The sequence below is a fragment of the Streptomyces sp. KMM 9044 genome (genome assembly GCF_024701375.2).
Classification (GTDB): Bacteria; Actinomycetota; Actinomycetes; order Streptomycetales; family Streptomycetaceae; genus Streptomyces.
The window spans coordinates 1182577-1193884 of record NZ_CP113910.1 but is presented as its reverse complement, the minus strand read 5'-3'; the positions used below and the strand labels follow the sequence as shown (position 1 = coordinate 1193884).

General features: G+C 68.0%; 13 protein-coding genes. 6 read left to right on the top strand and 7 right to left on the bottom strand.

The features are described 5' to 3' along the window. Nucleotides 1–435: 435 nt before the first annotated feature. From HUV60_RS05380 to HUV60_RS05360, 5 genes are all read right to left on the bottom strand, one after another. A complete protein-coding gene (locus tag HUV60_RS05380) occupies nt 436–1704 on the bottom strand; it encodes a tyrosine-type recombinase/integrase (protein ID WP_257851964.1) in 1269 nt (422 codons plus the stop codon). Beyond that, the gene (locus tag HUV60_RS05375) at nt 1701–1886 is read right to left on the bottom strand and encodes a helix-turn-helix domain-containing protein (RefSeq protein ID WP_047465243.1); all 186 of its coding nucleotides are present in this window, start codon (nt 1884–1886) and stop codon (nt 1701–1703) included. Before HUV60_RS05375 ends, HUV60_RS05380 begins: the two co-directional genes overlap by 4 nt. Beyond that, the gene (locus HUV60_RS05370) at nt 1879–3225 is read right to left on the bottom strand and encodes a replication initiator (protein WP_257851966.1); all 1347 of its coding nucleotides are present in this window, start codon (nt 3223–3225) and stop codon (nt 1879–1881) included. Before HUV60_RS05370 ends, HUV60_RS05375 begins: the two co-directional genes overlap by 8 nt. A 134-nt stretch (nt 3226–3359) precedes the next feature. Then, nucleotides 3360–4688: an FtsK/SpoIIIE domain-containing protein gene (locus tag HUV60_RS05365; protein WP_257851967.1), complete on the bottom strand. Its 1329-nt coding sequence runs from the start codon at nt 4686–4688 to the stop codon at nt 3360–3362. Then, complete coding sequence (locus HUV60_RS05360; protein ID WP_257853108.1) at nt 4688–5014, bottom strand: SCO3933 family regulatory protein; 327 nt, start codon at nt 5012–5014, stop codon at nt 4688–4690. Before HUV60_RS05360 ends, HUV60_RS05365 begins: the two co-directional genes overlap by 1 nt. A gap of 259 nt (nt 5015–5273) precedes the next feature. Here HUV60_RS05360 and HUV60_RS05355 point away from each other — a divergent pair, with 259 nt between their 5' ends. Continuing rightward, complete coding sequence (locus HUV60_RS05355; protein ID WP_257851968.1) at nt 5274–6119, top strand: GntR family transcriptional regulator; 846 nt, start codon at nt 5274–5276, stop codon at nt 6117–6119. A gap of 70 nt (nt 6120–6189) precedes the next feature. Here HUV60_RS05355 and HUV60_RS05350 read toward each other — a convergent pair whose 3' ends face one another. Beyond that, the gene (locus HUV60_RS05350) at nt 6190–6912 is read right to left on the bottom strand and encodes a GntR family transcriptional regulator (protein ID WP_257851969.1); all 723 of its coding nucleotides are present in this window, start codon (nt 6910–6912) and stop codon (nt 6190–6192) included. 69 nt (nt 6913–6981) lie between these two features. After that, nucleotides 6982–7875 carry an IS982 family transposase gene (locus tag HUV60_RS05345; protein WP_257848832.1) on the bottom strand — a complete coding sequence of 298 codons (894 nt, stop codon included), beginning with the start codon at nt 7873–7875 and terminating at the stop codon, nt 6982–6984. A 167-nt stretch (nt 7876–8042) separates the two neighbouring features. Between HUV60_RS05345 and HUV60_RS05340 the strand changes: the two genes are divergently transcribed. From HUV60_RS05340 to HUV60_RS05325, 5 genes are all read left to right on the top strand, one after another. Further along, complete coding sequence (locus tag HUV60_RS05340) at nt 8043–8240, top strand: hypothetical protein (protein WP_257851970.1); 198 nt, start codon at nt 8043–8045, stop codon at nt 8238–8240. After that, entirely contained in the window at nt 8237–8467 is a 231-nt protein-coding gene (locus HUV60_RS05335; RefSeq protein ID WP_257851972.1) for a DUF7848 domain-containing protein, read from the top strand. The genes HUV60_RS05340 and HUV60_RS05335 overlap by 4 nt, the downstream gene beginning before the upstream one ends. A 681-nt stretch (nt 8468–9148) precedes the next feature. Then, entirely contained in the window at nt 9149–9502 is a 354-nt protein-coding gene (locus tag HUV60_RS33835) for an HNH endonuclease (protein ID WP_443047221.1), read from the top strand. Beyond that, nucleotides 9474–10016 (top strand): DUF4265 domain-containing protein, encoded by a 543-nt coding sequence (locus HUV60_RS05330; RefSeq protein WP_257851973.1) that lies wholly within the window; start codon nt 9474–9476, stop codon nt 10014–10016. The genes HUV60_RS33835 and HUV60_RS05330 overlap by 29 nt, the downstream gene beginning before the upstream one ends. A gap of 209 nt (nt 10017–10225) precedes the next feature. Then, complete coding sequence (locus tag HUV60_RS05325) at nt 10226–11230, top strand: ISAs1 family transposase (protein ID WP_269441140.1); 1005 nt, start codon at nt 10226–10228, stop codon at nt 11228–11230. Nucleotides 11231–11308 lie beyond the last annotated feature (78 nt).

Genomic DNA, 11308 nt, shown 5'->3' with positions numbered 1-11308 from the left:
ACGCGTCAGGGGTGGGAGCTGATGAGATCTTGCTTCAGTTCGACGACGTGCTGCATGTGGCTCGCGCCAGAGTGAGCGATCGTTCGCTGAGTCATGAGGAATATCTCCTGCTACAGTCGGTCGATGGACGCGCGGATTCTGTGAGTGCGGGGTCCGAGTCGATTTGGACTGAGGTTGGGCTCAAAGAAGCGGTCGAATGGCGAGAGCTTCGGGCCGCAGCGAGTGTGGCGAAGGCGAGCCTGGAGAGGTCTTGGAGTCAGGATGTTGATGACTCGTCAAAATCTCTCGATGGGTGATTCGTGGTGAATCTGATTCGTATTCGCCAGCACGAGCAAGAGGCGTTTCGGTAGTTCGCTGAAGTCGACAACAAGTGCCCCCGCTGATTCACATCAGTGGGGGCACTTGAGTCGTTTGACGGCAACGGTGACGGCAACGTCAGCGGACGACTGCTGTCGTGGGCGGATCGTCGGGGTCGTCGTCGGTTGGGGCGAGGGCGTGGCCCAGGGTGTCGATGGCTTGGCGTTGGAGGCGGAGTCGGACGTGGGCGTAGACGCCGGCGGTGACGCCGATGTGTGCGTGGCCCAACAGCTCCTTGATGACCACGAGGTCGACGCCTTGTTCCAGGAGCAGGGTGGCGGTCGAGTGGCGGAGGTCGTGGAAGCGGATGCGTCGGAGTCCGGCCCGGTTGAGGAAGCTCCGGAATCGGCGGGTGATGTTGGCCGGGTCGAGAGGCCGGCCGGTAGGGGTGGTGAAGACGAGGCCGCTGTCCTGCCAGGCTGACCCTGCTGTCCCGCGCTCCTTGTCCTGCTGCTGTTTGTGCTCCTTGAGGGAGTGGAGGCATTCGGTCGGGAGTGCGATGCGGCGCTCGGACGCCCGGGTCTTGGTGGGCAGGTGTGTGAGGCCGCCGGTGCGGGTGCGCTGCAGCGAGTGCCGGATGCTGGCCGTTCCGGCGTTGAGGTCGAGGCCCTCCCACCGGAGGCCGAGGAGTTCACCCTTCCGGAGTCCAGTACGTAGTGCGAGTTCATACAGCGCGTGCAGCCGGTCGGCGCGGGCCGCGTCGAGGAACTGCCGGGCCTCGGCTGCGGTAAGGGGCCGGAAGCGCCGGGGCCGGGGCGTGGTGGTCTTGACGTTCCGGGCGACGTTGCGGGGCAACTCATCCTCGCGGACGGCGTGTTCCAGTGCCGATTTGAGCACCGAGTGCACATAGGTCACCGTCAGAGGAGACAGCTGCTTCTGGCAGCACTGGCCGATCGCACAGCACTTCTTCCGTTCCGTGTCCAACCCCTGGGTGCAGCACTGGCAGGTCGTGCGGAGTCGATCGAGGAAGGTGCGTACGTCCTTGGCGGTGAGCCGGGCGATCTTCTTGGTGCCGAGGCCGGGGATGAGATGGAGGCGGACGCAGGCTGCGTAGCGGGTGTGGGTGTTCTCGCGGAGCCGGTGGACGGCGACGCCGCCCAGCCAATAGGTGAGGTAGTCGCCGACGGTGCTGTCGGCAGTGGCGACGGGCAGCCCGCGGTTGCTGTCGGCGATCTTCTCGGCGAGTTTGTCGGCGGCTTTCCTCCGCGTGCTGCCGTAGACGCGGACGCGTTTGCGGGTGCCGTTGGCGGCGAGGACGTAGCCGGCGGCTTCCCAGCGGCCGTCCTTGCGCTGGTAGATGGTGCCTTCGCCGTTGGCGCGTGCCTTCTTACGGTTGGGGGCGGTCATCGGGCGGCCTCTTCCAGGTGGCGCTGGACGTAGTCGTCCAGGGCGTGGGTGGGGATGCGGCGGGCGCGGCCGATGGTCAGGGAGGCCAGGCGCCGGGTGCGCAGGAGGTCGTAGAGGGCGGAGCGGCCGATCTTGAGGCGGGCCATCGCTTCGGGAACGGTGAGCAGTTCGTCGTCACGCACCGGCTGTCACTCCCTGTTCGCGTGTCGGGCCGCCGCCGATGAGGGCGGCGAGGCATTCGAGGTCGGGGGTGAGGCCGGTGCCGTCGTAGGTCCAGTGGGCGAGGACGAGGGTGGTCGGTGAGGGCGGAGGGGTGTGGCGGTGGTGCCAGGCGGCTCGGGCGGCCCGGAGGGCGCTGAGGGTGGTGGAGTAGGCGCGGGTCTTGGTGGAGAAGTGGCCGCGGAAGCCGAGCATGTGGGCCCACTTGCGCAGGTTCAGGTGCTTGAGGTCCTCGCGGGCGCCGATGGACCAGGCAGTGCGGATCATCCGGGCGGCGTGCTCGGGCACGGACTCGAACCAGAGGTCGGTGATCCTCCTCAGACGGTGGTCGAGGGTGCCGGTCGCGGCTTCGGTGCCCTTGGTGGCGTACTTGGCGACGTATCCGGCGACCTTGCCCTCGGTGATCGTGGTCCCGCCCTGGAAGGCCGTGGACCGGATGATCCTGGTGTCGATCTGCTCGCCGAAGGCGAAGGAGCGGGTGCGGCCGTTGATCTCCGGTCCGTCGATGTGGGCGCGGGTGGCCGCGAGCCGGATGGCGTTGGCGAGGAGTTCGGGGGTGGCCCATGCGGGTGGTGGGGTGTAGGGGCCTGCGGGGCCGTCGAGGCGGATCACGGCATGGAAGTGGACCAGCCCGCGCTGCTGGTACTCGGCGACCTTGGCGTACGAGACGCGGACGACCTTGTGCAGCAGGCGTTGCGGGACACCGGCTGCGGCGGCGATAGTGCGGCGCAGGTGGAGCATGAAGCGGGCCCACAGGGCCGGGGCATGAGCGTTCCACAGCACGGCGCCGGTGTAGTCGTACCGCTCGGGGTCGAGCGGGGTGCCGAGCAGTGGGTCGCCCTTGGTGTGGGTGCGTCCGCAGCGGCAGCGGGCGGAGCCGCCCACGCGTCGGCCGTGGACCGGGCCGTACGAAGGTGCGGTGAGGGTGGTGAAGACGCGGGGGTGGGTGGCGACCTGGTCGGGGATGTTCTTGCCGCCGCGCAGGCCGACGGCGATGAGGTGGTAGGTGTCCTGGCGGTAGAGCTCGGCGCAGGAGGGGCAGCGGGTGGTGCGGCGGTTGCCGCAGCGGACCAGGAGGTGTCCGGCAGGGAGGTCCTTGGATTTCAGTTCGTGCAGGATCTCGCCGGTGAAGGCGTCGATCTCGGTGCGGTGGCCTTCGAGCCGGATGGGCTGGGCGCAGCCGCCGAGCGAGGACAGCTGCCGTATCAGGCCGAGCAGGTCCCGGTACCCGGTGAACGTGGGCAGCGCGGGTGCGGTCGGTTCGGGTCGGGGGATTGTGGTGGTCGGGGTGTGCGGTGGCATCCTGGCGGGACCTCTCTGCACTGCGGCACACGTGTGCCGTGGATGGATGGGAGGGAGGCCCCGGCAGGGGCGAGGGTTTGGCGACTACACGCCCTTGCCGGGGATCACTGCGAAGCGGGACCAGGAGGCGGCGGTCACGCGGCCTTGTCCAGGTCGACGCGGTCGGGCAGTTCGCGGACCTTTAGCCCTTCGGTGCACATGAGGTCGTTGATCTGCCAGCAGGCTTCGGTGGGCAGGTAGACCGAGCGCAGCCGGACGGGGCTGCGCATGTCGCCGACGGAGGCGATGGAGACGCCCTGGGGCATGGTGCGGTCGGCGGCGGTGATGTCCAGTTCCCGGCCGTCGGGGAAGAGGTGCAGGAAGTCCTCGACGGTGTCGACGCGGTGGCAGATCCGGGCGGACAGGTTGGTGCGTACGGCGGTGGTGAGGACGTCGGCGGAGGGCTTCTGGGTGAGCAGCCACAGCCGGATGCCGAACTTGGCGCCCTGGCTGGCGATGGCGAGCAGTTCGGCCTCGAAGCGTTCGCGGGCCTTGCGGTCCGGGTGGCGGGTGTAGTTCGCCACCTCGTCGATCACCACGAGCAGCAGCGGCAGTTCGGGGCTGAATTCGGTGATGCGGTCGGTTCGGCCGGACCAGAACAACCGCTCCCGGCGTTGCATCTCCTCGCGGACCCAGCGCAGGATCTCGGTCGGCTCGTCGGGGTGGATGGCGTCGGAGACCTTGTAGGCGGTACGCCACCAGGGCGCGACCGCACCGAGGTTGGGGTCGATCACGATCAGCCACACGTCCCGCATCAGGGATGCGTAGGCGAGCAGGGTGTTGACGGTGATCGATTTGCCGGATCGGGTGAGGCCGGCGACGAGGGCGTGGGCGGAGTAGGCGAGGTTGAGCACGATGGGGGTGCCGTCCTCGTCCCAGCCGAGCAGTACGTCATCGGTGGAGACGAACTGACCCGGTCGGCACACTGGGGAGCCGTCCGGGCCGAGGAGTGGTGAGCGGATCACCGCCTCCAGCGGCTCACGCCGGAACCCCCGGGCGACGATCACTCCGGGCTTGGGCTGGCTGATCCGGATGCGACGCATTCCCCAGGCGTCGCACAGGCCCTCGCTGGCGTCCTGCCAGGCGCTGAGCCCGACCTGCGGCAGGGCATCGGCGGTGACGGTGACGCCGAAGGCGTCGGCGCGGGTGCGCAGGCGTGGCACCAGCACGCGCGGCTTGGTCGGTTGGTCCTGCGGGCCGTACTGCTGGAGCACGGTCGGGGTGGCGTCCTTGACTGCCAGGCCGAGCATCGGGGCGAGCCGCTTCCAGCCCCACCGCATCCGCCGCGCCTGCCGCAGGCTGATCCGGGTCTCGGCATCGGCCCGGTACCAGCGGGTGAAGCAGTACCCGGCCCAGCCCAGCAGTCCGAGCGCGCCGAGGACGGCCACGGCCAGGAGCGCGGGTCCGAAGGGGTTGTCGGTCATCAGGCGCCTGCCTTGGCGGTGATGGCGTCGGCGCGCAGCGAGATGCCGTGGCGGTCCTTGCCGTTGATCTCGTTCTCCCAGGCCGAGGCGACCAGGCCGGTGAAGGCGACCGGCAGGCCGACCTTGAGGCCCTTGCCGAGACCGGGCTCCGGGACTTTCACGGTGATCACTTCGGCGCGGCCGTTGAAGGCGAACATCACGTCCACCAGGTGCAGGTGGGTGCCGGTGGCCCGGTCGATCGCGGGCTGCTGGCCTTCGCGGTCCTTGAAGTGCGGCCGGGAGTCGGAGGCCAGGATTACCAGGGCCTGGGACTGGTCGATGGGCATGGTCTTCACGGCAAACCTCCAGGTAGGGGGTGCGAGTCACCCGTGTGGGTGATCGCGTGCCGCAACCATACATTCATTCCATCCGAAGTCCATCCCTATTGAGTTCCATCCGATCTTGCGGTGGTCCATCCATCGGGCGGCTAATCTGACCCCGTGAGGCCGCTGAGCTGGTGAAACACGACAGCCAGCGGGCGGCCCCGCGGCGGATGGATTCGGACTGGGACCAGGGATGGACATGGCTGCTGCTGACGAAGCACGCTTGACGTTCGAACGCATCGCGGACGACCTGCGGCAGCAGATCCGGGACGGCGAACTGCGTCCGGGGCAGCTCCTGCCGACGCAGAGCCAGCTCATGCAGACCTACAAGGCATCGAGCCTGACCGTGCAGAAGGCGATCCGGCTCCTCAGGAACGAAGGCTGGGTCATCGCCCGCCAGGGGCGCGGCACGTTCGTCACGCGCTCGGCCGACTTCGAGGACGCCTTCGAGAAGGTCGCCGGCGACCTCCAACAGCAGATCTACTCCGGCACCCTGGCACCCGGCGCCAGGCTCCCGGCCCGCGAGGTCCTGGCGGAGCACTACGCGGTGCCACTCAACGTCGTCACCAACGCCATCGCCCTGCTGGCCGGCAACTTCCTCCTGCGCTACCCCGGCGAACTGCCCGGCGACGAGGTCTACGTACGTGACTGGGACGACCACGGCTTCGCCACCCAGCTCATCCACGGCCGCCTGGTCCGCAAGATCAGGGACGGATCACTCGCCAGGGGAACCAGGGTCACCGTGGACGACGTGGTTGACACGATCGGAGGCGACCCGGAATCCGCCGACCAGGCTCTGACCTTCCTCGCCCTGGAGGGCAGGATGAAGAAGGCCCACCAGCGGAACGGGTCGATGGCGTACGTCGTCGTGGGGGGCGAGTTCGGCACAGAGGTGCCGGTCGCGGTGCAGCCGGTGGACGAGCCGGACGAAGCGTCGGCTGCCCCGCGGAAGGAGTTCCCGGCGGCGGCCGGAGTGGCGGATCTCGCCTACAAGCTGGAACGCGCCCTGGAGCGGATCGAGGAGCTGGAGGAGCGCGTCGAACGCCTCGAAGGCCGCGACGCGGACTGAGGCGGACACGTGAACGGCAGCGTCCCCGAAGGCCGCAGGCTGGCTTTCGGGGACGCTTCGTGTGGATCGGTCAGGGCTCGTACTCGTAGCCGATGGTGAACCGGGGCGGCAGGCACCATTCCCCGTACTCGATGATCCCTTCCGCGTCCGACCATCGGTGGGCGCCGGCCAGGATCGGGGAGCCGACCGGCAGCCCCAGTGCGCTCGCCTCTCGGGCATCGGCGGGACGCGCGTGCATGTCGTCGCGGGCGTGGGTGATCGTGCGCCCAGTGGCCTCCAGCACCCGGGCGGACAGTCCGTGATTGCGGCCGGGGGCGGTGTTCAGCAGGTCCGGCACGAGGGCTGCGAACGGGGCCGGGTACCAGGTCACCGCGAACACGGTCCGGGTCTTGCCCCGGCCCGCCAGCCACTCACGCCGCACCACCTGATCCCCGGCCTCCAGATCGAAGATCTCCGCCACATACAGCGGCGGGATGATCAACTCGGCAGCCGTCACCCGGCTCGTCTCACCCTCCGCCAGGAACGACTTCACCCGCTGAACCCGGGCCAGCCGGTCCCGCGCCGACAGCGTCCAACGCGGGTCGTCGGCGACGTAGGTGCCCCTGGGGGTGGTGCGGATGAAGTTCTCCACCTGAAGGGCCTGCAAGGCCCGGGAGACAGTGGCCGCTGCGGCCTGCCACTGGCCGGCGATCTCCCGGTTCGTCGGCAGCTTGGCGCCCGGCTCAAGCTCTCCCGACAGGATGCGCTCCCGGAAGTGATCCGCGATCTTCGTGAACGTCTTGGGACTGGGCATAAGGCGCGCCCCTCCATTGAGTTGACGTGCTGTCAGTGCGAGCACACTAGACGAGTAAGTCGTATGTCTTCAGTGGTCGTAGGCGATCAACGATCGAGTGATCGGTGCGCCGGTCAGGTTGTTCAGCCAGATCGCGGCGGCCATGGCCAGAATGCGCTGGGCGACGCGGACCGCGACGCCCGCGCAGCTGCGCCCTCCGTGGCCCTCCAGGTCGAGCTGGCCTTTGAGGGTGTCGTTGACCGACTCGATCAGCTGGCGGACCTTCTTCAGCATCGGCTCGCCGTACCGGGCCTTCTCGCGCTTGCGGGAGGGCCGCAGCAAGGTGATGCCGTGGTCGGCCAGCAACTGCTCGAAAGCTCGGCCGGCGAAGCCCTTGTCGGAGATGAGCAGGATGCCGTCGTGCTCGGCGACGACGCCTGCTTCGACCTCCAGCATCGCGGCCAGCACCTCGCGTTCGCCGATCTTGGGGTCCGCCAGGGCCCACAGGATCGGCATCCCGGCCGGGGTGCACACGAGGTACAGCCGCAGCCCCCAGAAGAACCGCGAGTGGCTGGCGCAGTAGCCGTATCCGGCCCATCCGGCCAGGTCGGAGCGTTTCACGGTGGGCCGCGACATGCCGCACGGCACCGGGGTGGAGTCCACGATCCAGCAGTCGTCCAGCCAGAAGTCGGACGCCTTCGCGAGCATCCGGACGACCCGCTTGACCAGGCCGAGCGCCGCGCGCAGGCGTTTGTTGTAGCCGGACTGCTGGGGCAGGTACGGAAACATCCCGGCCAGGTGCTTGCGGGCGTAGCGCAGCCAGTGGGCTTCGGAGGTGAATCCGAGCATCGCCTGGGCGACCGCGGCGCACACCAGCTCGGAGTCGGTCAGCAACGGCGGCCTGCCCAGCCAACGCGGCCCTCCCAACTCGTCGTCGATCTTCACGTACAGTGCGGTGATGAGGGTCTCGAGGTCGTTCGTCACACATCGACCAACGGGACCCTCACCCTTTGCGCTCAACGAGACTTCGGACTTACTCGTCTAGTGCACTACGAACCGTAGCGGGAGTGCTTCGGCCACTCGAATACTGAACTAGAGCACCGACCTGTCAAGAGGTCGGCCATGTGACGTTCGAGAGGTGGCGATGTGCAATGACGGAGCCGACCAGGTACTCGACCCCGCCGGTTGAACTGCCCTTGCGTCTGGAACTGGAGCCGACGCCCGTCGAGGGCTGCGCGGGCTGTGCCGAGCTGGCCAACGTACGCGACCGAGCCCGCACGGTCGGCGACTTGACCACCGTCAGCGACTGCAACGTCTACATGCGACGCCACCCGGAGGGCCACCAGTGAGCCCCCGCGCGGTATACCGGCACGCCGTTCACACCATCCGCCACGCGCCCGAAGGCGGCATCACCTACGAGACGTTCTGCACCGCGCCCGACTGTGGGGCCGAATCCGGACCCCATTCCGAGCAGGAAGCCGTACAGGACTGGGCACTCCGCCACACCGGACGCACCGGCCACGACCTGTTCAGACGCGTCTTCACCGACCACGCCAAGGTCACCCGGGCCGAGTAGAACCACCACCGCCAGCCGGAACAGGACTCACAACCCGCAGACCACCGAACCAGGCCAGCACTCCAGCCGGACGCTCAACCGACAGCCAGGGCGTACCGCCAAAGCGGGATGCGTCCAAACTTTCTCTACGTCTTCAAGGCGACCCGCTGACGCGGGTCGCGCGCGGCACGGCCGCCCACCCGGCCCGCTCTCGGCTCCGCCACCGCGGGCCAGCCAGCGACCAGGCCGCGCAGAAACAGCGCAGCATGGCGCCGGAGGCGCGGAGAAGCCGGACGCGCCCGCACGGCGAGCGCCAGGCCGACGGCGAGGCGACGGCAGGGAGTTGGCCGGGGCGAAGGCCCGGCGGTGGGGCCGGTCGGCTCCGTGGGCTTTACCCACCTCCCCGGGCAGGGGCCCGCGTCGAGCAAGGCCAGGGGGCCACTCGTTCAAATTCCGGGCAGGATCACGACCTGCCCGAGTTGCCGGGCCAGCGTACGGCCCCCTGACCATGCCCGACCCCAACCCGGGCAGGACACCGGCCAAAGCCCACTCCACCGCCCTCACGCGCGAAGCCGTCTGACGGCAACGCCGACGGCAACACGGGCGTACGCCAGGGCGCTTCCACGCACACCCACGAACAGGCCAGAATTCGCTGACCAGCAGAAATGCAGGTGACGCCCGCCGGGCGAGCACACGTACTATGTGCTGGCGGGCGCCACGCCGGTCCTGGTTCATAACTGCAACAGAGCCGGTTTGGATTTCACCGATGCTGAGCGGCAGAAGGTTTACGACGCCAATGCCGCGAAGAATGGTGGCGAGTACAGGTGTGACTACTGTGGACAGAAGGTGGAACGGCGGGGATCGCGTGATGCCGATGGCAACCCCGTCCCGGGAAGGCCTGACGATGCACAGATCGATCACATAGAGCCGAGGGCCGGTGGCGGGCATGGTGGCGCACATAACGGTGCCGTGGCCTGCCGTCGATGCAACAGGGATAAGTCCACTAAGACCATGGAAGATTGGGACGATGAGCTCAGAGACTTCCTCGACCCCTAGCGGTGGCGAGTCGGTGCCGGCGGGTAAGTCTGAGAGGCTGTACAAGGTAGCCTTCGACCTCCCCGACGAAACTGCCGACTGGGCCCATGCCTCTTCGGAACGGCTCTGGACTGGGAAGACCTCCGTACAGATGGAGGTTGAGGTTCGGAACACTCCCTTCTACGTGAAGGGAATCGCCTTCGGGGACATCGTGCGAGTCAGGGCTGATCACGAGCGCAGAGAGTTCGTGTTCGAGCAGTTCGTGTCGGAGGCCGGGCATTCGACGGTCCGCATCATCATTAAGGATGACGATGCGAGGGACGTGCTTGACGCCATGCTCCGCAGCTTTGAGTGTTCCTGGGAGATTGATACGACGGGCTATTTGTGGGCGATTGATGTGCCACCACACGTCGATTACGCATCCATGAGAGTTGCTCTCCTTGGTGTTGCCGATGAGGGGAAAATCGGCATCGAAGAAGGTGCTCTTGCAAGGGCTCATCGCGATGGTCTCGGATTGCCAGAGTCAGACCGTTAATCGAGTTCACCAGAAGCCCCGCCGGATTTCGTTCCGGCGGGGCTTCTCAGGGCTCCGTCAAGTTCCCTGGATGCGAGGGTGGTTGACGATCAGGGCTGGTAGAGGCGGGTAGCAGTGCAGGCACGGGGGTTCGTGATCATTGTGGTGACTAAGCCAGATGATCACGAGGATGTCCCGTGCCTGCCGTTGCATCTTCCCCTATCCCTGCCGTGCTGGAGAGGCTGGGTCCGCTGGATGCGGACCGGATCGCTGACCTGCGCCCCTACCTCGAGTCGGTGCCCGATCCGCGTTCACGCCGGGGCCGCTGGTACTCACTGGTATCGGTCCTGCTCGTGTGTGCCTGCGCGGCCGTGTCCGGCGCGAAGAGCCTGGAGGAGATCGCCGAGTTCGCCGAGCGGGCCACGAACACCCTGCTGGCAACCCTCGGGATCCGCCGTCACCCGCTCGGCTGGCGGCGCGGCCCGAAACCGGTCACCATCGGACGCGTCCTCATGGCGCTCGACGGCGACGCCTTGGACCAGGCTGTGGGCGCCTACCTCGCTGACCAGCACCGCAAGTCCGCGTGCGTGGGTACGCCGACTGTCCGACGGCGGCGGGTCATCGCCGTGGACGGCAAGGCGCCGAGGGGCTCGGTCCGCCTCGATGCGCCGCGCCGGCACCTGCTCTCGGCGGTCACGCACCACCTCGTCGCCACACTCGCACAGGTCGAGGTCGGTGCGAAGACCAACGAGACGCGGCATTTCAAGCCCCTGCTGGCACCGCTCCACCTCGCTGACGCCGTGGTCACCTTCGATGCACTGCACTCGGTGAAGGCCAACATCACCTGGCTGGTCGAGACGAAGAAGGCTCACTGCATCGCGGTCATCAAGACCAACCAGCCCACCGCGTACGCCCAGCTCGCCGCCCTGCCCCGGGCATCGATCAGCGTCCAGCACACCGCCTCCCGCGCCGCCCACGGACGGCGCGAGTCCCGCTCGATCAAGACCTGTTCCATCGCCGACAGCCTCGGCGGGATCGCCTTCCCGCACGCCCGCCTTGCCATCCGCGTCCACCGCCGCCGCAAGCCCACCGACAAGCCCGAGAGCCGCGAGAGCGTGTACGCCGTCACCAGCCTGGATATCCACCAGACCAGCCCCGCCGACCTCGCCGCCGCCATTCGCGGGCACTGGCCTCGATCATTCACGTGCGCGCGCCGGCTTGAGGGGGTCGGCTGAGGTGTCCGGTTTCCGGCGGTTCGTTCCGCTGGGTGATCGGTGCCGGTCAGGGCGGTGTGCCGCGTGTCGTCGCGGTGG